General features: G+C 35.2%; 20 protein-coding genes and 1 pseudogene (1 of these 21 cut by a window edge). 9 read left to right on the top strand and 12 right to left on the bottom strand.

What is annotated here, in order from left to right:
* The 6 genes and pseudogenes from QVO66_RS07875 to QVO66_RS07850 all read right to left on the bottom strand — a co-directional run.
* Positions 1-1,381: pseudogene (locus tag QVO66_RS07875) on the bottom strand (bifunctional metallophosphatase/5'-nucleotidase) (it extends 391 nt beyond the left edge of the window).
* Between the two features lie 4 nt (positions 1,382-1,385).
* The gene (locus QVO66_RS07870) at positions 1,386-2,609 is read right to left on the bottom strand and encodes a zinc ribbon domain-containing protein (protein ID WP_021854914.1); all 1,224 of its coding nucleotides are present in this window, start codon (positions 2,607-2,609) and stop codon (positions 1,386-1,388) included.
* Between the two features lie 30 nt (positions 2,610-2,639).
* A complete protein-coding gene (locus QVO66_RS07865) occupies positions 2,640-3,344 on the bottom strand; it encodes a glycoside hydrolase family 25 protein (RefSeq protein ID WP_021854913.1) in 705 nt (234 codons plus the stop codon).
* A 71-nt stretch (positions 3,345-3,415) separates the two neighbouring features.
* On the bottom strand, positions 3,416-4,243 hold the full coding sequence (locus QVO66_RS07860) for a hypothetical protein (RefSeq protein ID WP_021854912.1): 828 nt from the start codon (positions 4,241-4,243) through the stop codon (positions 3,416-3,418).
* 78 nt (positions 4,244-4,321) lie between these two features.
* On the bottom strand, positions 4,322-5,818 hold the full coding sequence (locus QVO66_RS07855) for a UxaA family hydrolase (RefSeq protein WP_021854911.1): 1,497 nt from the start codon (positions 5,816-5,818) through the stop codon (positions 4,322-4,324).
* Positions 5,819-5,852: 34 nt separating this feature from the next.
* The gene (locus tag QVO66_RS07850; RefSeq protein WP_021854910.1) at positions 5,853-6,917 is read right to left on the bottom strand and encodes a LacI family DNA-binding transcriptional regulator; all 1,065 of its coding nucleotides are present in this window, start codon (positions 6,915-6,917) and stop codon (positions 5,853-5,855) included.
* A gap of 200 nt (positions 6,918-7,117) precedes the next feature.
* Here QVO66_RS07850 and QVO66_RS07845 point away from each other — a divergent pair, with 200 nt between their 5' ends.
* The 5 genes from QVO66_RS07845 to QVO66_RS07825 all read left to right on the top strand — a co-directional run bounded on the left by QVO66_RS07845 (position 7,118) and on the right by QVO66_RS07825 (position 13,845).
* On the top strand, positions 7,118-8,143 hold the full coding sequence (locus QVO66_RS07845) for a sugar kinase (protein WP_021854908.1): 1,026 nt from the start codon (positions 7,118-7,120) through the stop codon (positions 8,141-8,143).
* 143 nt (positions 8,144-8,286) lie between these two features.
* Positions 8,287-8,955, top strand: a complete 669-nt coding sequence (locus QVO66_RS07840) for a bifunctional 4-hydroxy-2-oxoglutarate aldolase/2-dehydro-3-deoxy-phosphogluconate aldolase (protein ID WP_021854907.1) — start codon at positions 8,287-8,289, stop codon at positions 8,953-8,955.
* 25 nt (positions 8,956-8,980) lie between these two features.
* Positions 8,981-12,475, top strand: a complete 3,495-nt coding sequence (locus tag QVO66_RS07835; RefSeq protein ID WP_021854906.1) for a sensor histidine kinase — start codon at positions 8,981-8,983, stop codon at positions 12,473-12,475.
* Positions 12,476-12,488: 13 nt separating this feature from the next.
* The gene (locus tag QVO66_RS07830; protein WP_021854905.1) at positions 12,489-13,214 is read left to right on the top strand and encodes a DUF5932 domain-containing protein; all 726 of its coding nucleotides are present in this window, start codon (positions 12,489-12,491) and stop codon (positions 13,212-13,214) included.
* A 136-nt stretch (positions 13,215-13,350) separates the two neighbouring features.
* Positions 13,351-13,845 (top strand): ABC transporter substrate-binding protein, encoded by a 495-nt coding sequence (locus QVO66_RS07825; protein ID WP_288172736.1) that lies wholly within the window; start codon positions 13,351-13,353, stop codon positions 13,843-13,845.
* Between the two features lie 75 nt (positions 13,846-13,920).
* On the opposite strand, the gene QVO66_RS07820 is transcribed toward QVO66_RS07825, so the two are convergent.
* Genes QVO66_RS07820 through QVO66_RS07800 form a run of 5 tightly spaced genes read right to left on the bottom strand, consistent with a single transcriptional unit; the run spans position 13,921 to position 19,785 of the window.
* On the bottom strand, positions 13,921-15,048 hold the full coding sequence (locus QVO66_RS07820; protein WP_021854903.1) for a four-carbon acid sugar kinase family protein: 1,128 nt from the start codon (positions 15,046-15,048) through the stop codon (positions 13,921-13,923).
* A gap of 10 nt (positions 15,049-15,058) precedes the next feature.
* Entirely contained in the window at positions 15,059-16,108 is a 1,050-nt protein-coding gene (pdxA, locus tag QVO66_RS07815; protein WP_021854902.1) for a 4-hydroxythreonine-4-phosphate dehydrogenase PdxA, read from the bottom strand.
* Between the two features lie 9 nt (positions 16,109-16,117).
* Positions 16,118-17,266, bottom strand: coding sequence for an iron-containing alcohol dehydrogenase (locus QVO66_RS07810; RefSeq protein ID WP_021854901.1), 1,149 nt, complete (start codon positions 17,264-17,266; stop codon positions 16,118-16,120).
* 12 nt (positions 17,267-17,278) lie between these two features.
* On the bottom strand, positions 17,279-18,844 hold the full coding sequence (locus QVO66_RS07805) for a sodium:solute symporter (RefSeq protein ID WP_021854900.1): 1,566 nt from the start codon (positions 18,842-18,844) through the stop codon (positions 17,279-17,281).
* A gap of 29 nt (positions 18,845-18,873) precedes the next feature.
* On the bottom strand, positions 18,874-19,785 hold the full coding sequence (locus tag QVO66_RS07800) for a dihydrodipicolinate synthase family protein (protein WP_021854899.1): 912 nt from the start codon (positions 19,783-19,785) through the stop codon (positions 18,874-18,876).
* Positions 19,786-19,964: 179 nt separating this feature from the next.
* On the opposite strand from QVO66_RS07800, the gene rsmA reads away from it, so the two are divergent.
* From rsmA to QVO66_RS07780, 4 genes are all read left to right on the top strand, one after another.
* Complete coding sequence (rsmA, locus tag QVO66_RS07795; RefSeq protein WP_021854898.1) at positions 19,965-20,768, top strand: 16S rRNA (adenine(1518)-N(6)/adenine(1519)-N(6))-dimethyltransferase RsmA; 804 nt, start codon at positions 19,965-19,967, stop codon at positions 20,766-20,768.
* Between the two features lie 76 nt (positions 20,769-20,844).
* The gene (gene frr, locus QVO66_RS07790; protein ID WP_021854897.1) at positions 20,845-21,405 is read left to right on the top strand and encodes a ribosome recycling factor; all 561 of its coding nucleotides are present in this window, start codon (positions 20,845-20,847) and stop codon (positions 21,403-21,405) included.
* Between the two features lie 5 nt (positions 21,406-21,410).
* Positions 21,411-22,343, top strand: a complete 933-nt coding sequence (gene rsgA, locus QVO66_RS07785) for a ribosome small subunit-dependent GTPase A (RefSeq protein WP_021854896.1) — start codon at positions 21,411-21,413, stop codon at positions 22,341-22,343.
* Positions 22,344-22,408: 65 nt separating this feature from the next.
* Positions 22,409-24,574, top strand: a complete 2,166-nt coding sequence (locus tag QVO66_RS07780) for a helix-turn-helix domain-containing protein (protein ID WP_021854895.1) — start codon at positions 22,409-22,411, stop codon at positions 24,572-24,574.
* Positions 24,575-25,032: 458 nt separating this feature from the next.
* On the opposite strand, the gene htpG is transcribed toward QVO66_RS07780, so the two are convergent.
* The coding region (gene htpG / locus QVO66_RS07775) for a molecular chaperone HtpG (RefSeq protein ID WP_288172735.1) at positions 25,033-26,803 on the bottom strand (1,771 nt) is incomplete at its 5' end.

Genomic DNA, 26,803 nt, shown 5'->3' with positions numbered 1-26,803 from the left:
CTGCACTGTCAAAATTGAAGGCAAGATTTTTAAATGTATATTTTTTTATTCCGTTGACGCTATCAATATTCAGCAGCATTATATGGTCATCTTTTGATACCATTGTATTTGTCCATAGGCCATAACTCATTTCAAGGTAATTCTTTATTTCCTTGCCAGTCATTTTTATCGTATATATCTGGTTCTCATATTTATAGAGATTAAATAAATCTCCGACAAATACGTCACCAGCTTTTATACAGGCATCAAATGACAATGGAGCATTGAATGATACATCGGCATTTGTTACTTTAAGCTGAACGTTTTGGATAAAATCACAAAATGCGCTGCTTCCGAAATATGAGTCACGTGTATATATTGAATTTTTGAAGGTGCCTATTTTCTTATTGACATAGTTGTTTATGCTGTCTATTTCGTCCTTGAAATACTCCATGAATGCAGTATCAACAGGCAGATTTCTTACATCTTTCAGACTTCCTTTTATCTGTTTATTTATTATTTGCCCGTTGTTTATTGTTACGTCTATTTCAGCATCGCATATGAAGTATGCATTAGATGAAGGATCCATGCAAAGGACATCATGTCCGTCTTTATTTTTGATTGTTTCAATGTGTTTCTTATGATCATGCCCATATAAAATCAAATCGAAACCAGGTACTTCTTTGGCAATTCTTAAGGAGGCGTCTTCTTCATATTCATCTGTAATTATTCCTCCTTCGGCTCCAGAATGGAAAAGGCCGATTATTATATCAGGGTTTTCCTGCTTCTTCAAATAGGTAGTCCAATATAAAGCACATTCTTTCATCTCTTGAAAAGACATACCTTCCCAAAGTTTTTCGTTAAGCCAGTTGGGAATTGCAGGAGTTATCATGCCAATAATAGCAATCTTTATGCCGTCACGATTTATTATATGGTAAGGCTTAAGATATGGCTTTTCCGTATCTTTTGATATTATATTTGCAGCAAGCATTGGGCACTTTACCTCTTTTATCCATTTGTCATATACATTATGACCGGTTTCAATGTCATGATTTCCGATAGTTTGGACATCATAGCCCATATAATTTATGACCGATGCAGCTACATTGGGAAGTTCAGGCTTTACATAATTACAGTAATAGCATGTAGGTTGACCTTGTAAAATGTCACCATTGTCCATCAGTATAAGATTAGCACCATAAGTTTTTCTGAGGTCCTTTATGTATGTTGAAACACGTGCTAAAGAACCTTTTGCTGGTTTACGCTCAATGAAGTCATAGGGAAAGAAACATCCATGAACATCACTAGTCTGTATAATTCGGAGTTTTATAATCTTTTCCTGGCCCATCAATAGTGTATTAAGGCATATAGTAAAGAAACTTATGGCGACTAATCTTAACATATTATTATTCATTTATCCTTGTCATAGACATTTCTGTCATTTTACCGTCAGGATTAATTCTTGCATTAATTTTATACTTATAGTTTGCGCTTGGCTCATCAACTTTCTCAACTTTCTGATTTGCCATGAAATTTACAATATATTCATATTGTTCGTCACCAATCTCTTTCTTTTGTATGTTGTAGTCACCGGAGATACTCCAAACCATATTCTGAACATCTTGTTTATACAATCTGTTCATGAAATAAATGATATCCTGTTTTGTAGCATTTTGCTTACCTAAAAAGTTGATGTTATCATTTATGTTTGAAACGAGATTAACTTCATCGCGCTCGTTAATGCTTACGAAAAAGTTATGGAAGAGATTACTTATTGCTTGTCTTTCTTCCATGCTTACAGTATTTGCTTTAATCTTTTTCAAAGCAATTTGTGCCTCCTCATAATGATTGCCATCAGAATGGTCTGCCATGTACATCTGATATGCCTCAGAGGTATTTAATTTTAGGCATTGTGCCCAATCAATAGAATCAATTTTGTCCATTGCTTCTTGTTTGTGTGGACTATCAGGATGTTTGCTTAAGTAATCCATCAGTGCTGATTTACTGCCACTTACAATGGCATTTGTCCAATCCTGATCTAATTGCTCAAGTCTTTGCAAATGTGCTTTAATTGAATCAATATGCTCTTGTGGAGCATCTTTAAAGTTATTTAAATATTCTTGTAAAATTGTTGGATCCTCACTGCTTAAGGCAAAATTATATTCTTCCATTTCCTTTTCATTTTGCGCCCTGTTGTAGAAATAGAAGCATACACCTAATGCCAACACTGCTATTATTAACGAAACAATCAGTGTTGTCCTGTTATTTTTTCTTGCTTTAGGAGTGTTGTCGTTGGGAGTCGTATATTGTTCTTGAGGCGTTGTATTCAAACTATTGCTTGACTCGTCTTTTGTAGGAACGATTATACCATTGTCTGACGTCAGATAGCTATTCCTTTCTACATTTGTTGAGTTTTGCTCAACAAGGCTTTGATTGTCATTCTCAATAGGATTATTGCCATTGGAAGGTGATTTGTGACAATGTGGGCAGACAATCTCACCTATTAAATAAATTTCTCCACAATAAGGACATTTTATTATTTTTCCTGCGATTTCTACTCCACAATTGGGGCATACAGGAGCCTTGTCACTAGTTTGATGACCACATTCAGGACATTTAATAATTGCCATTTTTATATTTTTATTTTATATGTTATTTTATTAGAAATGTCTAAACCGTATTTCTCTCATGCTATGACGTCCCATAAATCTGCTCTTGTCAACATAGGTGTTGATACCATTTATGCGTCCTTTTGCAGTATATTGCCAAAGAGTATAATCTCTTCCGTCTGCAAGTTTGGGTTCCTCATCAGAATATTGGGCAATCATAAGACAATAATTGTCAATTTTGCCTTGGAGATGTTTGTTGTAGAAATTTGTATATGTATACAATAAAGGCTTTTGGCGATAGGCCTTCTCAACTAAATCGATGAATTTAAATAATGAATCACAAAATTCGTCAGTCTTAAGCCCCCCTGTTGTCTCTATGTCTATCATAGGTATCAGGTCCTGGTCTCCAGGACGGCATTGTGATTTAAAATTTTCGAGTTGCTTAACTAAATCAGTTTTAGGCCGAAAAAAATGGTATGAGCCAACTTTTAAACCATATCTGTGTGCTAATTCGATATTTCTTTCGTATGTTTTGTCTATATGTGTACCGCCTTCTGTCGCTTTTAAATAAACATAGGCCATTTTACTGTTTTCACCAATTGTTTCCCAGAAAACGTCTCCTTGATAATGGCTGAGATCTATTCCGTGAATATGTCTGCATGTGTCTTCACATTGAACGTAGGTGTTGTAATCTTGTGCAGATATATATTGTGTTAGAGTAAATAGGCTGATAATAATAAAAATGTATTGTTTCATTGTATGATTCCTTATTTTTGGCAAAGATACACTTAATCGTTGGTACAACAAAGAAAATTATAAAATTTTAGTTATTCCTCAATATTTGAAAGACTGTTAAAAATATTAGAGAAAAAGATGCTTGTTGTCTCAAGTGGAAAGAATGAAAAATACTTGAACATACCGGTATTAGGCTTTGGGATATTACAAATCAAGTTATTAATTTCTTTTTGAGTCTCATTCATCTTGTCCTCCGATTTTGCTTTAAGGTTTAGTGGTAATTTTACTTCTCCCGTTTTGATTTTATTTTGGTTATTATAGAATGGGATTTCGCTTGTATCGAAGTTAAAGAACTTAATGAGGTATATACCAACTAAGTTCATTATTTTATTCATCTTTAATGTATTTATCCAATTGTCTATTTTAACGAAATCTATTTTATTACCATATTTTCTTAAATAAATGCCATATTCTACAAGGTCTCTGATGTATGAATTTGCGGATAAAAGATTTTTAATGTTATCAATACTTCTGTTTAAGAATGTTATAGAGTCTACAGATGTATCGATACTATGGATCTCATTATAAATAATTCGATTTAATTTCTTGTTTAAATATGGATTAGAGAATTTATTTATTGTTTTTGTCGACTGTCTGTATTGGGCGTCTTTTGGCGTGATTCTTGTTGTATTGGAATAAATAGTTTCGTTTATAGAGTTTGTGATTTTTGTTGGTATAATATTATTTGATGAGTTATCTGAATAAATTATTCCAGATATGATAAAATCTTCAACATCATTTATTTTAGCAATGTATAATAGTTGATTCCATTTATATTCAGACATTTCTTCAAGTGTACAATATGACTGAAATGCCCCAGTAGATAATAATTTAATGAAATTTCTTATTACAACTTGCATATCTTTTGTGGTTATAACTGCTTTTGCAGTGTTTTTTATTTTTCAGGATGATGCGTTTACATCATCCTGAAAATATGTTTAAAGTGTTACACCATTTTTGAAGATGGATATTTCTCTGTACCCGTTTTTCTCATTGCATGTTTTTTCACCATTGGCAACAGATATTATCTTTTTGATGAACTTGTCTAATAGGGATTTCATATCTGTTCCTTCAACCAATTCCCCTGCATTGAAATCAATCCAATTTGGCTTGTTGTTAAATAGTGTACTATTGGTCGATATTTTCATAGTCGGAATAAATGTACCAAATGGAGTGCCGCGTCCTGTCGTAAATAAAACAATCTGACAGCCTGCAGCAGCTAATGCTGTTGAAGCAACAAGGTCGTTTCCTGGTGCAGACAACAGATTAAGACCGGTAGTTTTTAGTCTGTCGCCATAGCCTAATACACCACTAACAGGGGCTCTTCCACATTTTTGAGTACATCCAAGTGCTTTGTCCTCTAATGTAGATATTCCACCGGCTTTGTTTCCAGGTGAAGGATTCTCACCAACAGGTTCGCCATGGCTCAAGAAATACTCTTTAAAGTCATTAACGAGTTTTACAGTCTGATTAAAGAGGTCTTCATTTTGACATCTGTTCATGAGAATTGTTTCTGCACCAAACATTTCTGGCACTTCTGTAAGTATAGATGTTCCGCCTTGTGCAACAATAAAGTCTGAAAATTCTCCAACAAGCGGATTGGCTGTTATGCCACTTAATCCATCGCTTCCGCCACATTTTAATCCTATACGCAACTTGCTTAACGGACACTCTGTCCTTACATCTTTACTTGCTATATCGTATAATGAGTGCAGAATTTTCATTCCTTCCTCAACTTCATCTCCTTGAACCTTTTGTACTACAAGGAATTTTATACGACTCTTATCGTAATCGCCTAAAAGTTTTTCAAACTGATCAGGCTGGTTGTTCTCACATCCCAAGCTTAATATCAGAACAGCTCCGGCATTAGGATGAAGAACAATGTCGCGTAACACTTTTCTGGTGTTTTCATGGTCCTCACTTAATTGTGAACATCCATAATTGTGGTGCCAGGCATGAACGGCGTCAATACCGGCTAATTTTGTTTCTTCAGCCAGCTTTGTCGCTAATTTTTCTGCTATTCCATTTACACATCCTACAGTTGGTACAATCCATACTTCATTTCTTATTCCAACCTCACCATTGGCTCTGACATATCCATTGAATGTTAGATTTTGGTTTTCGATGGGAAGAATTTCATTTACAGGATTATATTCATAAGCAAGTTTACCTGATAAATTCGTTTTTAGATTGTTCTCATTAATCCATTCACCAGCCTTTAAATCTTTTTGGGCATGTCCTATAGGATAGCCGTATTTGATGATGTTCTCACCAGCCTTTGTGTCTTGTAAAAGGATTTTATGGCCGACAGGAGTGTCCTGCAAAACGGTTATAGTTTTGCCATTGATGCTTATTTCTTCTCCCTGCTTATAGTCCCTTAGACAAACTACAACAGAATCGGCCGGATTAATTTTAATGAATGAAACTTTTTCCATAAAATGATTTGTTTTATAGTTGTGTAAATTAAGTTTATAATTGTGTGCGTCTATAGAAATCCACGTTCTCTTTAGACAATAATTCTATTGGCATATAGTTTACCGGATCAACCTTCTTTTTTAACACTATTGCCTTAAATAATGTATCGACACAATTGTAGCCCTGCATGAAGGCATGTTGGGCGATGAGGAATGATATTGTTCCTAATCGTAAGCATTTCGCATTTTTTTCAACCATATCATATCCCATTATTTGAACGTCACGTCTATTGGTCTTTAATAAAAATTCACCGACAATATGACCTTTTGAACATAGAGTGATGCAATGATGTATATGTGGGTTTGATGTAAAGAAATTTTCTAAGATAGAGTCATAATTGTTTTCATCTTCATCCAACGGTAAATCTAACTCAATAATCTTCGTTTGTGGAAAATGGTCCTGCATATAATGTCTGAAGCCAACTTCTCTGTTATCTTGTTGCTTACTTTCGACTTTTCCGTTCTTAGTCTGTTTCATAAGCATTATTTCTTTTTCGCCTGATGCTATTAACATGAGCATTTTTGCGGCAAAATATCCACTACAAAAAGAATCCTGACCATAGAATGAAAGTGGCTTTAAATCTGGCATATATGAGTCTAATAATATAAAAGGTATGCCGCGTTCGTGCAATTTTTCCGTAAAACCTTTCGTCGTTTCTAAATCGCTAGGCACAACAATTACCCCATTTGGGTTTGCATTTAGACATTTGGTGTATTCCCTAATAAAAGTAGACGGGTCAAACCTTTTATAGTACATCATTTTCACATCAATGTGAAAATCACGTCTTGCTTCACATGCTTTTGCTGCTCCCTCTTCAATTTCTTCCCAATAAGCTTCTGATTTATGTTGAGGAATTATACAATAAAAAGTGTATGACTTGTTGTATGCAAGAGCACTTGCATACATATTCGGTTGGTAATTTATGTTTTTTAAAACAGCTTCAACCTTTTCCCTTGCTGATTTGGATACATTCGGACGGTTATGTAAAACTCTGTCAACGGTTCCAACTGATACACCTGATTTCTCGGCAATGTCTTTAATTCTTATCTTTTCGCTCATATATAAATCCACTTTCAAAGATAAAGTGAAATATTTTCTGCAAAAATAGCAATAAAAACTGAATCGTGCGAAAACACAAAGGCGATTTTTGTGAAAAACACATTTTTTTGTTGTTTTATTTGTTTGGTTTTAATTTAAATATTAATTTTGTGAACTGAAAAAACAAATTATAAATCTATAAACATTCAAAAATTAAAGAAATGGCTAAAGTTGTAACCTTGGGCGAGATAATGCTTCGCCTTTCATCTCCCGGTCAGAAGAGATTTGTTCAATGTGATAATTTTGATGTTGTGTATGGTGGTGGCGAGGCAAACGTTGCTGTTAGTGCTGCGAATTATGGTCATGAGGCTTATTTTGTAACGAAATTACCTAAACATGAAATAGGGCAGTGTGCCTTAAATGCATTACGCAGATACGGAGTTAATACACAGTTCATTGCGCGTGGTGGTGATCGTTTAGGTATATATTTCCTTGAAACAGGTGCAAGTATGCGTCCTTCAAAGGTTGTATATGACCGTGCTCACAGTTCTATCGCTGAAGCTGATCCTGAAGATTTCGACTTTGATAAGATAATGGAAGGAGCTCAGTGGTTCCATTGGAGTGGAATTACTCCGGCCATTAGTGACAAGGCTGCAGAACTTACACGTCTTGCTTGTGAGGCTGCAAAACGTCATGGCGTAACTGTTAGTGTGGACCTTAATTTCCGTAAAAAACTTTGGACATCAGAGAAGGCTCAGAGTATAATGAAACCTTTGATGAAGTATGTTGATGTATGTATCGGAAACGAGGAGGATGCACAGTTATGTTTAGGCTTTAAGCCGGATGCAGATGTTGAAGGTGGAAAAACAGATGCTGAAGGATATTATGGCATATTCAAGGGCATGATGGAAGAGTTTGGCTTTAAGTATGTCGTTTCAACTCTTCGTGAGTCTTTATCTGCTACCCATAATGGCTGGAAGGCATTGATTTATAACGGAAAAGAATTTTACCAGAGTAAGCATTATGATATAATGCCTATTATTGATCGTGTTGGTGGTGGTGATTCTTTTGCCGGTGGTCTTATACATGGATTGCTGACATATCCGGAAGATCAGGGTAAGGCATTAGAGTTCGCCGTTGCAGCATCTGCCTTGAAACATACAATTCCGGGCGACTTTAATTTGATGTCAGCAGAGGAGGTTGAAAACCTTGCTGGTGGTGACGCTTCTGGTCGTGTTCAGCGTTGATGCTGGCATGAGTAATGTTTTGACATCTGAAATATATAAACTAAGAAATGCTTTGACAATTTGCGAGTTTAAGGAATAAAACTTTCAAAAGTCCGTATTCCGTATATTGTTTAAGTGTTATTATAAAATAAAAATAGAATATAATGGCTAAATTTGATAAAATTGCGGTATTGAACAAGATAAGTTCAACTGGAATGGTACCAGTCTTTTATCATAAAGATGTAGAAATAGCAAAAAAAGTTATAAAAGCATGTTATGATGGAGGCGTTCGTGCTTTTGAATTCACCAATCGTGGTGATTTTGCTCACGAGGTGTTTGGTGAAGTAGTTAAGTTTGCTGCCGTTGAATGTCCTGAACTTGCTTTAGGTGTCGGTTCTGTTGTTGATCCCGCAACAGCAGCATTGTATATCCAACTTGGTGCTAATTTTGTAGTTGGCCCGTTGTTTAATCCGGAAATTGCTAAGGTTTGTAACCGTCGCTTGGTTCCTTATACTCCTGGATGCGGAAGTGTTTCAGAAGTAGGCTTTGCTCAGGAATTAGGCTGTGATTTATGTAAAGTATTCCCAGGTGACGTTTTAGGACCAAAATTGGTTAAGGGAATGTTGGCTCCTATGCCTTGGTCTAAATTGATGGTAACCGGTGGCGTTTCTCCTGATGAAGAAAATCTTAATTCATGGATTAAAGCAGGCGTGTTCTGTGTGGGAATGGGTTCTAAATTATTCCCGAAAGATGTTATTGCTGCAGGTAATTGGCAAGCTATTACGGATAAGTGTAAAGAAGCTTTAGGGTATATTGCTAAGGCTCGCGGATAATAAATACGTATTAAAAGGCTCGATTGTGCTTCTTGGCATATTGAGCCTTTTATTTTTTTCAGCTTGTTCTTTTGAAAACGAAAAATCAGAAGTTGACAGGTTGAATGATATATCTTATGTATATCATTACAAGGACTTGGATTCAACTTATTATTATGCCAATAAGGCATTAAGTTTGTCGAAAGGAAATTCTTCAGCATGTGCAGAGGCATATAATAATTTGGCTTATTTTCATATTTCAAAAATGAATTATGAAAAAGCATATGATTTTCTTGATAGCGTTACTTATGTTACAGATAATCAAGTAGAACTTTTAATTGCTGATATTCAGCGTATGAGATTGTGTCAGCGAGAATCAGAAAATAAAAAGTTTTACGATTTTCGTGAACGTGCTCAAGCCAGATTAAAGCGAATAAACGAAGAAAAAAAATCTTTACCAGAACGCTTGTCAAGGCGTCTTAATTATGCCGAATCAGAGTTTCTGATAGTTAGTTCTACTTATTACTATTATTTGGGACTTGTTGATAAGGCTAAGCATGCCATATTGCAAATAGACTCTATAACTGAAATATATAAGGATACAGCTCAATATATAAATTATTTATATCAATTAGGGAGCGGCGGATTGATAGAAGGAAAAACACAGTATGATGTTTCTCAAAAAGAATTCGAGTATTTGTTTAAATGTTATTTGTATGCTAAGAAAGGAAAATACAAGTACTGGGAAGCAAACTCTTTGCAAGCGTTAAGTGAACATCTTATAGATAAAGACAATCGAACGTGGTTGTCTTTAAATAATAAATTGGCAATAAACTATCTTAATATTGATAATATGCCTGATAGTTTGTTGGCCGGAAATTTAGCACAAAGAGCATTATCATTATTTGTTAGTTATGGAGATGTATATCAAATTGCAGGAGCATACCGTACTTTGGCTTTTTGTTATTGGACTGTGTGTGATTATACATCTTCTTTGATCTGTTTGGAAAATGCATTGGCAGAGCCTTTGATAAACCAAGCACCTGATTTAGTCGCTAGTATCTGTGAACAATTGAGTTTGGCTTATTCTGCGATTGATGATAAGAATAATAGTGATATTTATCGTAATAAATATCTTGATTTACGAGAAGAAACGCGACAAGATCGGCAATTAGAAGCTCGTGCTGAACAATTGGAAAAAACATCAATGCAACTTAATGTCCTTATAGTATTCATAATCTGTTTAATATGTGTTGTTATTGCATTGTTTTTTATTCTTAATAGTTTAAGAAAAAAGCGAGATAAAAAATTTTATATTGACGATTTGTTAAAACCCTTACAGGAATGGAATAAGTTGAATTGTAAGTATTTAAATAATCTTGATGAAAGTTATGAAGAGGTTGAAGAACAATTGAATTTATGTCGTTTGAGTGTAGAAAAAGCTAAAAGGAGAAACGTGGACAATCGTTCTAAGGTTTTTCTTGTTAATAATGTATTGCCTTATATTGATCGAATAATAAATGAGATAAAGCGGATAGAGATGTCTGTTGAATCAGATGAAATAAGGCGAGAACGATATTGTTATGTTAAAGAATTGATTGATAAAATCAATGAATATAATGATGTACTTACTCATTGGATTCAACTTCAACAAGGTCAGCTTTCTTTGCATATTGAAAGCTTTAAGTTACAAGATGTTTTTAATGTCTTGCTAAAATCAACAGCTTCTTTTCAACTAAAAGGTATAAAACTAGAAGTTCGGTCTTCTTCAGCTGTAGTTAAGGCTGATAAAATAATGACTTTGTTCATGCTTAATACACTTTCAGATAATTCTCGTAAATTTACAAAAGCAGGTGGAACTGTAGTGATTAGTGCAGAAGAAAAAACTGATTACGTTGAAATATCTGTTTCTGATACAGGTGAGGGTATTGATAAGCAAAAGTTGGAAAACTTGTTTGGACACAAAATAAAGAATGGACATGGCTTTGGTCTTATGAATTGTAAAGGTATTATTGACAAGTATCGTAAGACTAGTCAGATTTTTAATGTATGTGGTATTTTTGCAGAGAGCGAAATAGGAAAGGGTAGTAGATTTTATTTTCGCTTGCCGTATGGTATTCTACGTGTCTTTTTATTTCTTATAAGCTTTAGTCTGACGATAAATCTTAACGCAGAGGATGTAAAAGAAATAAAAGCAAATACTGTTTTAAAAGTAAAATCAGAATATTTAATAAAAGCAAGTAATTTTGCTGATTCTGCATATTATAGTAATATTAATGGAACATATCAAAAAACGTTGAACTATGCAGAGTCTGCAATTTCCTATTTGAATTTATTTTATAAACAGGCATATCACCAAGGAAAAGACTTGATATCGCTAAAAGACACAGAGACGGATTTGCCTGCTGATATTATATGGTTTCGTAAGGGGATTAAAACTGATTATGATGTAATTCTAGATATTCGTAACGAATGTGCAGTCGCTTCTTTGGCATTACATAAATGGGATTTGTATGTATATAATAATAAAATTTATACTCAACTATTTAAAGAAATGTCTGCAGATAGAGGTTTGGCTGAATATTGTCTTACAATGCAGCGTTCGAAAACAAATAAAGTAATAGCAGTCATATTTCTTATTATATTATTAATTTCTGCTGCGGGATTATATTATTTGTTATATTATCGCCATGTCTTATATTATCGTTTTTGTGTAGACAAAATTAATGATATTAATAAACTTCTTTTTTCTGATAAATCTATTTCGCAAAAGATTTCAACTATCTCAGAAGTTGATGTTTCAAGATATCCTCATTCGTTACAAAAAGTGATGGGGCAGATAAAAAGTGTTTTGGATAACTCGATTGACTTGAATGAACGTAAGAAGGCTGATATAGAATATCTTTCAGACGAACTTAATCGGGCTAGATATGAGGATGAAAAACTGTATGTATGTAATAATGTTACAGATAATTGTTTAAGTGCGTTGAAGCATGAAACAATGTATTATCCTTCTCGAATCAGACAGCTTGTTGATGAAGCGGATAAAAATATTCAACCTTTAATTGAAGTTACTGCATATTATAAAGAATTGTATACTCTGTTATGTGAGCAGATACAGCGGCAGGTTGATTTAGTATCTTATGAATGCAAACCAGTTTCTTTAAAAGAAATAATCGGTATAGATGAATACGTGTTAGGGGATAGCGTATTGATAAAGTATCTATTTGATATTTTGAAAACTCAATGCGGATGTGTAAATGGTGATGTGATAATTTCCTCTAAGAATAATCAATATATAGTTTTTGATGTTATCTGCCGTAGTTTATCGTCTGATTTGATGAAAACTAATATTGATTTGTTTGTTCCATCAGTAAAAAATATTCCATATTTGATATGTAGACAAATTATACGTGAAAATAGTGAACTGACTAATCTTCATGGATGTGGTATTGTTACAATTTTCGAGGAAAGCGAGAACAAGATGATTTTGCGTATAACTTTGGCTAGGTATATTTGTTCAAATATAAAAACATCTTAAATTAAGAGTTAAAATGAATAGTTTTAAAGTTATTATAGTTGAAGACGTTCCTCTAGAATTAAAAGGAACGGAAGGTATATTAAGAAATGATATACCTGAGGCAGAGATAATAGGTACTGCAGATAGTGAAATTGCGTATTGGCATTTGATTAAGCAGCAGTTGCCAAATTTGGTATTGCTTGATTTAGGACTTGGCGGCTCAACAACGGTTGGAGTTGAGATTTGTAGACAAACTAAAGAGTTGTATCCTGATGTTAAAGTCTTGATATTCACTGGCGAAATTCTTAACGAGAAGTTATGGGTTGACGCACTTGATGCCGGCTGTGACGGAATTATATTAAAAAGTGGTGAACTTCTTACACGGGGCGATATCTCTAGTGTAATGAAAGGGCGTAAGTATGTTTTCAATCAGCCAATACTTGAAAAGATTGTTAAACGCTTTAAAGATAGCGTAAGTAAACAAATAATGCGCCAAGAAGCGTTGGTAAACTATGAGATTGATGAATATGATGAGCGTTTTTTAAGACATCTTGCATTAGGATACACGAAAGAACAGATAACGGGATTGCGTGGTATGCCTTTTGGTGTTAAGAGTCTGGAAAAAAGACAGAACGAACTTATTCGCAGACTATTCCCTGATGGTAATGGAGGTATTGGAATAAATGCGACAAGATTGGTAACCAGAGCGATTGAACTTCATATCCTTGACGTGGATAATATTATACCAGATGATTTATAATTAATGAATTAATTAGATGATGCATCGTAAACAAGTATTGGCTTTATCCGCATTGACATTGTTGTTAATGTTTATTTGTGTGATAGTATTTTCGTGGATTGTCAGTTCTGTTAATCCGTCATTACCAATAAGGTCAATGATAAGTGAAGAAGGGGTGCGTCAGTTTATGGGTGGTTTTGCTTATTGTTTGGCATCTCCACTATTAGTGTGGTTAGTCTTGTGCTCAATTGCATGGGGCACATTTAGGTATAGTGGTTTTTGTGATGCTATTTTATGTGTTTATAGGGGGAGGCCCATCACATATAGAGAGAAACATGCATTAATTATTTCTGCTATATTTTTTATCGTATTTTGTATTGTCATAATTTCTCTGACATTTGTTCCACATGCGGTTCTATTAGGTGTTACAGGCGAATTGTGTCCTAGTGCTTTTACGGCAGGGGCAGTTCCTTTATTTGCATTTATTATTATAGTTCTTTCTTTGTCATATGGAATTTCATGTGGTAAGCTTGGTGATTTGTATCAAGTTTATAAAAGTCTTTATGTCGGAATAAAAATGTCAGCCTCATTATGGCCGATTTATATTTTTGTTATGCAACTTTATTTTGCGGTTATGTTTGTCTTCTTTTGAAAATGAAATCGTATCTGGGGCTTTAGAAAAGATTATAGAAGAATTACAATGCATATCATAGATTTTAATTTGCTACTATTTGTTGGATTTAAATATGTCATTCCAAGAGTAACTGCCAGGTTTTAATATTATTTCGGTTTTATCATAAAGCATACTCACTATACCAGGAGAGTATTCTGTCTTAAATTCCAGATTGTACCACTTCAAACTTTGAATTATTGAATATGCAGTAGCTCCTCCTTCTATGATGAGTATGTCCGGTTGATGTATTTTAACGAGAGTTCTTGTGGCTTCAGCCATGATACGTTTAAGTCTGACTGCATATTCTTTTCCTCGATTTTCTCTTTTCCCAACATTGAGAATCATTGTTTCATGTTTATCATATAACTTTTTTAGCTTAATAATCCATTTATTTATTCCATGTCCGTTAAATACATCATCAGGCATTACTGCTTCATATCCGTTGTGCTCTGTTATATAAGGTTCATTGACAAGAGAATTACTTTGTGTACTTCCGCATACAATTATAATGCGATTCGCATTTGGAATCTTGGCAACTTCTTTTCTTAACGGATAAACATTAAATTCTTTCCTTATTATGCAGTTAAAGAAATCTGCTCCACCGGAAAGTAATGTGTTTTTATGCGCTTTTGATAATTGTATAATTATGTCGTTTTCATTTTGGGCATTTGCAATGTAAATATTATTATCAGATAAAGTAATATCGTCTATATTGAGGATTTTGGCTGAATTATTTAATAATGTATTAACGTTTGATGATAATATTGGATATTCAGGGTCATTCCTGAATTCGGTTTTATCTAATTTATTTTCATAGATGTAATAGATACCATCTTTAATAATTCTCCCCTTAGACGGATTTTGAGGTAACAATAATGCGTTCCTATAATAGGAATATGAGATTATCGTTTTAATTTCTGCTACAATATGACCACGTAGAACTGAATCTGTCTTTTTGTATATTGTAATAGCTTTATCTTTCAATTTACACATTAAATGTTTGATAGTTTTCATAGAGCCAGACTCGGTATCAGAACGTGTATCAGTAGCAATAATAAGTATATCTGAATGCGGCAGAACATTGGTGATATCTGTTGTAATTATTGTATTTAATCCATATCTTAATGCAATACCTCCAAGTTCTGCTGCACCTGTAATATCGTCTGAAATGACAACAATCATGTTGAAAAATTTATTTCTGATTATTTATTCTTTCCATTGCCATGCGTGATGCATAATCTATTGAAAGCATCATTGCATCAGGGCTTGCTATATTTCTTCCAGCAACGTCGAACGCTGTTCCATGGTCTACGGAAACACGTATTATTGGTAATCCTAATGTAATGTTGACTCCTTTTGCACTTTCCATTTGGCCTGTTTCTCTATTCCAATTGAAACCTACGACCTTAAACGGAATATGCCCTTGGTCGTGATACATGGCCACGCATCCGTCGTATTTTCCACATTTTGCTTTTGCAAATAATGTATCTGGTGGAATCGGACCTTCTACATCATATCCTTTTAAACGCAGTTCTTCTATAGCAGGTATGATTTCATTCCTTTCTTCATCACCGAAGAGTCCATTGTCGCTAGCGTGAGGATTAAGACCGGCAATGCCTATTTGGGGATGTGAAATGCCAAATTGTTGACATGCATTATATATTAGTTCGGTGACGTCAATTATGCGTTGTTTTTTCACTAAGTCACATGCTTTTCGAAGTGGTACATGTGTTGATACATGAATTATACGCATAAATTCATCTGCAAGCAGCATGGCATATTTCTTTGTATTCGTATAATGGGCATATATTTCTGTGTGACCATCAAAATGGTGTCCTGCCATATTTAGGGATTCTTTATTTAGTGGAGCAGTTACAGTGCCGTCAACGATATTTGCCATAGCAAGTTCAATGGCCTTTTTTACCGCCAAAAATGCCGCATTGCCGCATTGAGCATCTACCTTGCCCTGTTTGAATGTATCCATATTGATACATTTTAAATCATATACGTCTATTGTCCCATAGGTAAATATTGCGTCTTTTATATCATCAATAGCATTAATAGATAAAGATATATTGCATTGTTTGACTGCATATTCCATTATTGACGCGTCACCAATAACAACAGGATTACATTTATTATAGGTCTCTTTAAAAGCAAGAGATTTTATTATTATTTCAGGACCAATACCAGCAGGATCGCCCATTGTTAATGCTAATATTGGCTTTTTGTTCGTATCCATGGTCTTGTTTTATTTGTATAGATTGTTGTAAATATCACATGCGTCTGTTTCTGTAACTTCACGTGGATTATTCTTTAGTAACCTTTGTACTTTCATTGCTGCTTTTGCCATACGGCTTACTGCTTCTTGCGGAATGCCAATTTCTGTAAGTGTTGTAGGTATTCCACATTTTATTGAAAGGTTTGTTATATAATCAACTCCATTTAGAGCCGTCTCTTCATCTGTTGTTCCACGTTTTGCACCAAATGCAATTGCTATATCTGCATACTTTTTAGGATTCGCGGTGTAATTAAACTTCATGACAGAAGGTAGCAATATTGCATTTGACAATCCATGTGATATATGAAACTCTCCTCCAAGTGGATATGATAAGGCATGAACAGCAGCTGTATTAACAGGTCCAAGGCATAAACCACCATACATACTTCCTAATGCCATTGCCTCACGTGCTTCAACGTTATTCCCGTCTGTTACAGCTTTAAATATGTTGCTTGCGATTAATTTAATGCCTTGAAGTGCATACATGTCAACTATAGGATGTGCAAACTTGTTTGTATATGCTTCAATGCAATGAGTTAAGGCATCCATACCTGTTTCTGCTGTTATTTTGGCAGGTACGCTCCATGTCAGTTTGGGGTCAATGTATGCCGCATCTGCTATTAAATATGGACTTACAACACCTTTTTTCAAAGAGTCTTTTTCATCAAGTAATATTGCGTTGGGTGATACTTCGCTACCCGTACCGGCTGTAGTCGGCATACACGCAAACCATTTCCCTTTATGGTTAATAAGATCAATGCCGAATAAATCTTCAATTTTTTGATTGCTGTCAATCAATGTGGCAACAAGCTTAGTTATATCAAGAATGCTTCCACCGCCGATGCCAAGAAAACTGTCTGCACCGAATTTTTTTGCTTCTGCCATTAGAACATCAAAGTCTGTTATAGATGGCTCATTGCATATCTTTTCGTAAAACTCAATATGTATGCCGTTTTTATAAAGTCTTTCAACCATATTGGAAATCAAAGGCCTAATTACTGGCATGGTTATAATGAATAGATGGTTAAGACCAAGTTTTAAATAGTCGTTCACAAATTTGTCTATACAATTTGTTCCAAACACAATCTTTTGTGGTTGAAGTAATGTAATTTCTTTCATATATGTAATATGTTATTTTTTATTTTTCTTTTCTTCAAGGTAACCATATATTGTCAGCTCCTTATCTGCAAGAGGTGTCTTGAAAAACAGACTCGCAATATACCCAACGACCAATACAATAAGATGACTATATACGCCGAGCATATAAGTGTGATGTTTGAAATTCCAATCTTCAAGATCTAAAATTATTCCAGCATCAGGATTGTTGCCAAATTTTGTTGTCGTTAATACTGCATATGCTGTGAATAAGATTGCAGCCGCAATACCTATGTATAATCCTTGCCAATTTGCTCTGCGACTGAACAGACCTAGTAGAAATATGCCGACGATGCCTGCAGACAATATTGCATAAAGCCCGAATAATGTACCTAAAACGCCTTCACCTCCCCAGGCTACATATAATAATGCAATTAGGATAGCTCCTATGCCTATTGCAATTACAGATATGCGTCCGACAAGTAATTTTTGCTTGTCTGTTGCTTTTGGGCGAAAACGTGTATAGTAATCTTCTACAACTACAGCTGATATGCAATTAACATCTGCATCCAAACTAGATATCGCTCCTGCAATCAATGCGGAGATTATAAGTCCGGTTATTCCGATTGGCATTTCTGTCGCAATAAAATATGGGAAAATTTCATCACTCTTAATACCTGACGGTAAATCGCCTGCATTTATCTGATAATATGCAAATAAACATGTGCCAACGAACATAAATAAAGCCCATGTCGGTACACTTAGCATAATTCCCAGATATGACGCTTTTTTTGCGCTTTTATCAGTTCTTGCAGTAAGATATCGCTGTACAATACTTTGGTCTGTACCATATTTCTGTATGGCATAGAAAATGCCATTAAACACCATTACAATAAATGTCAATTGTGTGAAATCCCAAGCGTATGGACCGAAATCAATTTTGTGATGTTCTGCAGCTATATTTAATATCGCGGAAGCCCCTCCCTCGGTTAGATGGAATAAAATGACAATAGCCATTATTCCGCCAATGATAAGGAGAAATCCTTGGATGACGTCCATCCATATTATAGCTTCCATGCCGCCGAAGTATGTAAGAATAATAACTGCAATACCAATACTAATGATAAACCAAGTGATATTTATTCCGCCAGAAAAAGCAACCATGGCCATGGCTAGTAGATATAGTATGGTTCCCATTTTAGAAAAATGTTCCAACACAAATGCTATAGAACTATAGAATCGAGCAAATGCTCCAAAACGTCTTTCAAAGTATTCGTATGTGCTAAGTTTTATTACTCTTCTGTATAATGGAACGATAAAGCCTATTACTCCAAGTAAAACCAATGGAACCATCAGGCCTTGTACTAATAAAATCCAATTTCCTGAATATGCGCTTCCTGGGTATGCTAAAAATGTTACACTACTTATGATTGTCGCAAACATGGACATACCGACAGCCCATGCAGGTATGTTGCCGCTTGCAGCAAAATAAGCTTCTGTTGAGTTTTGTCTTTTTGCAAAATAAATGCCAACACCTATGGCAAGCAATACGGATGCGATCACGATTGTTGTGTCAATCCAGTGTAGACCTTCGTAATTCATGGTATGTTTTTTAAGGTTAGTATTACATGTTATTTGTATTTATTAATGATATCCCTGACTTTATTTTGAATGTTTATTACAGTTTCTTCTTCAAGCTCTGTAAGGGGAGGTAGCATATATGTCTCACAAAGTCCATACATCTTCATTATAACTTTTAAACCTGCAAGGGATTCGCCAAGTGTAAGATTGTCGGTATTTATTTTTCCAATTTCAATTGTTTTAGCTTGTAGATCATTTGCAATTTCTGTGTTTCCGCTTATTCCGGCTTCAAACAAGTCATTATATATCTTAGGCAAATAATTACCTACGCTTGGCACAATGCCGTCTGCTCCTAGTGACAGAGCTTTTGCAGAATTAGCTGCGCATCCACAGAAGTATGCAAAATCTTCGCGGTCAGAGAATAGTGTTAACGCTTCTTCCATGCGTTGAATGTTGTTTTCAGAGTCTTTTAATCCAACAATGTTGGGATGATGGCTTAGTTTTTCAATAACGTCAAGTGGTATGCTCATGTGGGTAGTTATAGTTATGTTGTATAGCATTAAAGGAGCAGTAAGCGTGTCTGCAAGATTCTTGTAGTATTCATACATTTGTTTCGGTGTTAATGAATAGTAGCATGGCAGTGTGGCTGCAATGACATCTGCACCTGCTTCAATAAACTTTTCAGCCGCATCATATTGTTCTGAAATACAATTCCCGGCAAGTCCGGCGTATATTGTTATTCTTCCTGCGGCTGCCTCCGATGCAGCTTTTATCATTTTAACGCCACTTTCAACTGAAACAGAATTACCTTCTCCTGTTGTTCCCATTATCAATGCAGATACATTATATTGAGCAAAATTATTTATAATTCGTTTTACGGCATCAATATCAATTTCGTTATTCTTTGTAATAGGTGTGACCATTGGCACTACAACTCCATGGTATTTGTTTAATGTTTTCATTAGATTTGATTTTAAATTAGTTAATCGTTTGTTATAAATGTGTTTTAAATTTAAGACGGGAAAAAGTAACAATGTAACTTATTTTTGTCATATTATTTTCAGATAATATTATTTTTTCCATGTCAATGTGTCTGTTTTGCAAAATATTTATTTATTTTTGCAAAAACAAAAAATAAGATATGAGAACAGTACGGCCAAAGAAAAATTTAGGACAGCATTTTCTGACAGATCTTAATATTGCCAATGCAATAGCCGATACCGTAGATGCATGCCCTGATATTCCAATTTTGGAGGTAGGTCCCGGTATGGGTGTATTGACTCAGTATCTTGTTCAAAAAAACAGAGATGTAAAGGTTGTTGAAATAGATTCTGAATCTGTTAATTATCTTAATGAAAAATATCCGGATTTAAGAGAAAACATTATTGAGGATGATTTCCTTAAAATGGATCTGAATACAGTATTCAACGGACGGAAGTTTGTTCTTACAGGAAACTATCCTTATGACATATCTTCACAAATCTTTTTTAAGATGTTGGATAATAAAGATTTGATACCATGTTGTACCGGAATGATTCAACGTGAAGTGGCTCAGCGTATGGCTTCCGAACCTGGAACAAAAGCGTACGGAATACTAAGTGTGCTTATTCAGGCCTGGTACGATGTTGAGTATTTGTTCACAGTTGATGAAAACGTATTCAATCCACCGCCAAAAGTTAAAAGTGCAGTTATTCGTATAACTCGTAACAATGTTAATGATTTGGGGTGTGATTGGCATATGTTCAGGCGTGTTGTAAAGGCTGTTTTTAACCAACGGAGGAAGATGCTTCGTGTATCATTAAAACAATTGTTTGACAGAATGCCTGATGACAGCTTTTTTGAACAGGATATAATGACAAAGAGACCTGAGCAACTTTCAATACAGCAGTTTGTTGACCTCACAAATATGGTTCATGAGCAGATGAATAGAAATATCAATAAATAGCAAAAAAGACAATATCTGTAGTGATGTGTTTTGGAGCTTGATTTGAAAATATTTATGTAACAAAATATAATTATATATGTTAGACGTAAAGACAACTTTAAGCGAAAGCGAAGAGAGAATGGAAATGGCTGCTATGTTTTTAGATGAGCAGCTCTCTCGTGTACGTGCCGGACGTGCAAATGTTGCCATTCTTGATGGTATAAGAGTAGATTCATATGGATCGATGGTTCCTTTGAATCAAGTTGCTAATGTGTCAACACCTGATGCGCGGACAATAGCCATACGCCCATGGGATAAAAAAATGATTAGGGATATTGAGAAAGCCATTATGGACTCAGATGTTGGCATAACTCCTGAAAACAATGGTGAGATAATAAGACTTGGCATACCACAGCCCACAGAGGAGCGTCGTAAGGAACTCGCTAAACAATGCAACAAGATTGGAGAGAAGGCTAAGGTTGAGGTACGTAATGTGCGTGCTGATGTAAAAGACAAACTTAAAAAAGCTATAAAAGACGGCCTTTCAGAGGATAATGAAAAAGATGCAGAGGCTGAATTGCAGAAACTTCATGATAAGTATATCAAGAAAATCGATGATTTGCTTGCTGCAAAGAATAAGGAAATAATGACAGTATAACAGCAGTGAGAGGACTTGTAATAAAAAATACAGGTAGTTGGTATTCGGTTAAAACCGACGAAGGACACACTGTAGAATGTAAAATTAAAGGCAATTTTAGACTAAAGGGCATCCGCAGCACCAATCCGGTTGCTGTGGGTGACCGTGTTGAGATAATCTGCAATCAGGAAGGTACGGCTTTTATAAAAGATATTGAGGAAAGAAAAAACTATATTATAAGAAAGTCTCCAAATCTCTCTAAGCAGAGCCATATTATTGCAGCAAATATAGATCAGGCATTTCTGATTGTTACAGTAAATTATCCGGAGACATCCACAACATTTATTGACAGGTTTTTGGCATCAGCAGAAGCTTACAGAATACCTGTTTCTTTAATATTCAATAAAACCGACATACTTTCGGAAGCTGAACTAAACTATCAGAATTTAATGATAAACCTTTATGAAACAATAGGTTATACATGTTTTGCTGTTTCAGCTCTTGATGCCAAATCGCTGGATTGCCTTGTCCCTGAGCTAAAAGACCGTATAACGCTTTTTAGTGGAAATAGCGGTGTAGGTAAAAGTACCCTGTTGAATCATCTGATACCAGGATTAAACTTACGGACAGCTGAAATTAGTGAAGCTCATAACACAGGAATGCATACTACAACATTCAGTGAAATGCTTCCACTACCTTACGGGGGATGGGTTATTGATACTCCCGGAATAAAGGGATTTGGTACATTTGATATGGAGCCAGAAGAAATCTGTGGATATTTTAAAGAGATATTTAAGTTTTCAAAAGATTGTCGCTTCAATAATTGTACGCATACTCATGAACCGGGATGTGCCGTAAGAAAAGCTGTTGAGGAGCATTATATTTCAGAAAGCAGATACAATTCATATCTCAGCATGCTGAAAGATAAAGAAGAAGGAAAATATCGCGAGGCGTGGTGATTTTTCTGCGCCTTTTTCGATTTTATATTTTAAATACAACTTATCTGTTTTTATTTTAGTATACTATGATGAATGCTGCTTCCGAGCAGGCAATGGCTTGGGATATAATAGAAAATACCGGGGCAAATCTTTTTTTGACCGGTAAGGCTGGAACAGGTAAAACAACGTTTCTCAAGGAAATAAAGAACAAATCAACTAAACGGCTTGTCGTGCTCGCTCCTACAGGTATTGCTGCAATAAATGCAGGAGGAGTAACCATTCATTCCTTCTTTCAACTTCCTCTGTCTCCTTATGTGCCTGGAGCTACTTTTGGAGGTGAAGATCAAAAGTATTATCGTTTCAGTAAGGTTAAGCGTAACATAATACGAACCATGGACTTGCTTGTTATTGATGAGATAAGTATGGTACGTGCAGATTTGCTTGATGCAATAGATTCCGTAATGAGACGATACCGTGACCATGGAAAACCTTTTGGCGGTGTACAACTGTTGATGATTGGCGATCTGCAACAGCTTGCTCCCGTTATAAAAGATGAAGAATGGGCAATGTTGAGCAAGTATTATCCGACACCTTACTTTTTTTCAAGCAAGGCTCTTAATGCTGCAGAGTATCATACTGTTGAGCTTAATACCGTATACAGACAGCAAGATGAAACGTTTATCTCTCTCTTGAATCAGATACGGGAGAATCGTGCTACAAATGAAACATTGTCAGCTTTAAACAGACGTTATATTCCTGATTTTATTCCAGAGAAAGACAGCGATTATATTCGTTTGACGACACATAACAATCCGGCACATATGATAAATGACAGAGAACTGTCATTGTTGCCTTCGCGTGAATATGAATTTAAGGCTGAGATTGAGGGGGATTTTCCTGAAACTTCATATCCAGCCGATGTTAATTTGGTGCTAAAACAGGGAGCGCAGGTTATGTTTATTAAAAATGACCCTGAGAAACGTTTCTTTAACGGCATGATTGGCGAAGTGGTGTCATTGGATGAAAGTGCTATTATTGTCAGAGATAAGAATGGAGGGGAAAGTTTCAATCTTGAAAAATCAGAGTGGGCAAATGCCAAGTATACTATAGATGAAACTACAAAAGAAATAACAGAAACAGTAGAAGGTATTTTCAGACAGTATCCTTTACGCCTTGCATGGGCTATAACAATACATAAAAGCCAGGGACTGACTTTTGATCATGCTATAATAGATGTTTCACATTCGTTTGCACACGGACAGGCATATGTTGCATTAAGTCGCTGCAGAACTCTTGACGGAATGGTGTTGAGTGCCCCTTTACAACGTGATGCCATAATCAGTGACAGTACTTTGGATGCATATATTAACACTATCGACAAGCGTGTTCCGTCAGCAGAAACATTATCTGCTTTGCATAATTCTTATGTTATACAGTTGTTGGACGAATTGTTCGATTTTTCGTCATTGAAGTCTTCGTTTGATATGTTGTTGAGAACGCTTGATGAGCATTTGTATAAAAAATATCCGAAACTCTTGGCTGAATATAAACGTATAGGGCTGTCGTTTGAGAGCATTATTGATGTGTCATGTCGCTTTAAAATACAATATACAAGAATGTTGCATGCAAATCCTGATATAAGCAGCCCTGATATTCAGACGAGGATACATAAAGCTGCAGCGTATTTCTCTGAAGAGATGAAGGTTTTCACCTTGTTGTGCAACAAAACAAAAGTTGAGATTGAGAATAAGGCTGTTAAAAAACAGTTTGATGACAGATATAGTGTCTTTTTCAGGGATATAGAACTAAAAAAACAGCTTTTCATACATGCTGAAGACAATAATGTTGAATTTTCAATACCAAATTATCTCCGGATAAAATCGAAGATATTATTGAGTATTGATGATGGTGGAAAGAAAATAGTAAAGGCAAGAAAACCAAAGACAGTGAAAGAGCCGAAGATACCAACTTATAAAATTAGCTATGACATGTTTTCTTCTGGTATGACAATAGAGCAGATTGCTAAAGAAAGAGGACTTGTTTATGGCACTGTATTTGGACATATTGCCCGTTATGTTGAGGCTGGTGAACTTGAGATGGATCGTCTTGTACCTGAGGAGCATATAAAAGCTATAAAGACTTTTATTATTAATAATCCAAATAATAGGTCCGTAAGTGATATATATTCAGGTGTCGGACCGGTTGTTACGTATAACGAAATACATCTATATCTTAAAATGTTTGGTGAATAACTGGTATTGTTTCGGATATTGCAAGTGTTAGATTTTTATGTGATGGTTGATAGCGTCTTATCTGAATATTTTATGTAATAATTTATTTTGTAATATACATGGAACGTAATTGATAGTTTTTATCTGTGTTTAATGATAAATTATGTCGTGTGCAATGCTGAATGTTAGATTTTGAATAAATAACGCTGTATATTTATTCGATTTGGAACTAATAGACTTTTAAGGTAAAAGTCAATGATTTTTGATGTAAAACTCAGTGGTTTATTATGTGAAAAACAGTCAAATTAATTAGCTTAAACACAAGATTAGGAAAAATGATTGCTGAAGATAAAGATCTATTCTTGATAAAACAAAAATAAAATACACCCAAGCTTGAGTTAAAACTCAAATGCTTGGGTGTATTTTTTTATAAGCTGAGTTAATTGATTTTATGTTGCAAAGTGTTACAACGCTGTTTCTTATTTTATTAAAGAAACAGAACGTTTAATAAATGCATCGAGGGATGATCCTTTCAGCATGCCGTTCTGAAGCAGAGCCAAGTCTATTAGCTGATGCACAATTTTGTTATCTTTAGCGTATTCTGAGATGATTTGGTTCTTTTTCTCACGTTGTTCGTTTAATGCTTTTTCTGTATTTGCAAGATCATCCTTTTCTTCTTGAGTAATTTCTTCCGGCTTTTTCTTGCTTTGATTCTGATGTAGAGCTGCAAGGCGTGCTTGTTGACCCTTTATTTCGCTGATTACAGGGTTAAGAGCATCACTGCATTTGCTGGTTTCATCATCAAGAATATTTTTTATGAGCTTATGATCGCTGTTCAGAACAAGACTATAGCTGTCTGGCATCTGAGCATAGAAACTCATTCCGCTTTGGAAACGGCTTATGTCTTTCATTCTGCGCATATACTCACTTTGAGTGATCATTACAGGCATGCCATTCTCTCCCAGGGCTTGAACTTCAATATTGAATTCAACTTTGTTAATTTTAGGCATCTGTGAACGGAATGCTGCTGACAGATTGTCGGCTTGCTCGCTGTCAAGTTCTGTCTTCTTGACATCATCTTTGACAATAAGACGGTCTATAATGTCGCTGTCTACGCGCATGAATCTGCTCTTCTCAAATTTCTGCTCAAGCATTGAAACAACAGGAACATCGAGCTGTCCGTCAAGCAACAATACACTATATCCCTTATCTTTTGCAGCTTCAATGTAAGAATATTCTTCTTCTTTATTGTTTGCATAAAGATAAATAAGCTGTCCGTCTTTGTCTGTCTGATTGTCTTTTATTAATTGTTTGTATTCGTCAAATGTGAAATATTTGCCTTCAACATCTTTCAACAGTGCAAAGTCCTTAGCCCTATCATAGAAATCCTCTTGAGACAGCATACCGTAATTTATGAAAAGCTTCAGGTCATCCCATTTGCTTTCATAATCTTTGCGGTTTTCTTTGAATATGCTGTTGAGTCTGTCTGCAACTTTTTTAGTAATGTATGTAGAGATCTTCTTTACGTCTCTGTCACTTTGCAGATAGCTTCGGCTTACGTTCAGAGGTATATCCGGAGAATCAATTACTCCGTGTAATAGTGTAAGGAATTCAGGAACTATGCCTTCAACTTGATCTGTTACGAATACCTGATTGCAGTATAGTTGTATTTTATTACGCTGAAGTTCAATATTAGACTTGATGCGTGGGAAATATAATATACCAGTTAGATTGAATGGATAGTCTACATTAAGATGTATCCAGAATAGAGGTTCATCCTGCATAGGATAGAGTTCGTTGTAGAACTTTTTGTAATCCTCGTCCTTAAGCGTACTTGGAGTTTTTGTCCATAACGGCTCTACACTGTTTATTATATTGTCTTCTTCTGTTTCAACTTGTTTTCCGTCTTTCCATTCTGTCTTTTTGCCAAAAGCTACAGGAACGGGCATAAATTTGCAATATTTGTTTAACAGAGACTGTATGCGTGCCTTTTCCAAAAATTCTTTACAGTCATCGTCAATATGAAGTATTATATCCGAACCTCTGTCTGCTTTTTCTGCATCGTCTATTTCGTATGCCGGACTGCCGTCACAGCTCCATTTAACCGCTTTTGCTCCGTCTTTGTAGCTCTTTGTTATGATTTCCACCTTGTTGCTGACCATAAACGAACTATAGAAACCAAGTCCAAAATGTCCGATTATCGCATTGGCATTGTCTTTATATTTATCCTTAATTCCGCAACTAAGTGCA

This window comes from Prevotella sp. CAG:255, from assembly GCF_000431195.1.
Classification (GTDB): domain Bacteria; phylum Bacteroidota; class Bacteroidia; order Bacteroidales; family Bacteroidaceae; genus Prevotella; species Prevotella rara.
Note: the sequence above shows the minus strand (reverse complement) of the source record. Positions and strands in the feature narration are given on the sequence as shown.